The organism is Brevibacillus sp. HB2.2, assembly GCF_013284275.1.
In the GTDB taxonomy this organism is placed as follows: Bacteria; Bacillota; Bacilli; order Brevibacillales; family Brevibacillaceae; genus Brevibacillus; species Brevibacillus brevis_D.
The window spans coordinates 1-646 of the sequence record NZ_JABSUV010000109.1 but is presented as its reverse complement, the minus strand read 5'-3'; the positions used below and the strand labels follow the sequence as shown (position 1 = coordinate 646).

The following is a 646-nucleotide window of genomic DNA, read 5'->3' as shown; positions in this document are numbered from 1 at the left end:
CTCGTTCATCTTGTTCTCAAATTCTCGCTGATAGCTAGAAGGATGGAAAACATAGATTGCTGCTTTCGGGTCCATGATTGATGCATAATTTGCAAACACCGTTTGGAGGAAGTCCTCGAACTGTTCCATAGGCATATCATCATTTAAGATGCTCTCTCTTCCGTCTACGGCCAGTCCTGCCGATTCACTTTTAACAGCAACATTATAAGGCGGATCAGTAACTACTAGAGCTGCCTGCTGTCCATCCATCAGCCGTTTTACATCCTGCTCACATGTGGCGTCTCCGCACATAAGGATGTGCCGCCCGAGTCTCCAGATATCCCCTGGCTTCGTCTCCGGTTCAATGATATCGTTTAATGCTCTCTCAACATCGAAATCATCTTCCTTGACTGATTCATCTATTTCAATGTTGACGTGCTCATTGATCAAATCTACAGCTTCCTCCAGATCAAAGCCCGTGAGCTCTACGTCCAAATCGCTCTCCTGTAGCTCAGACAACACCTGGGCAAGCTTATCCTCATCCCAAGCACCGCTGATCTTATTCAGTACGATATTAAGCGCCTTCTCTCGGATGTCATCCAGATCAACGACGGAAACTGTTACCTCCGTAGCTCCCAGCTCATTCACCAGAATCTTAAACCGTTGA

General features: G+C 46.6%; 1 pseudogene. It reads right to left on the bottom strand.

The features are described from left to right. Positions 1-646 (bottom strand): annotated as a pseudogene (locus HP401_RS29520) (DNA modification methylase); the annotation flags it as partial.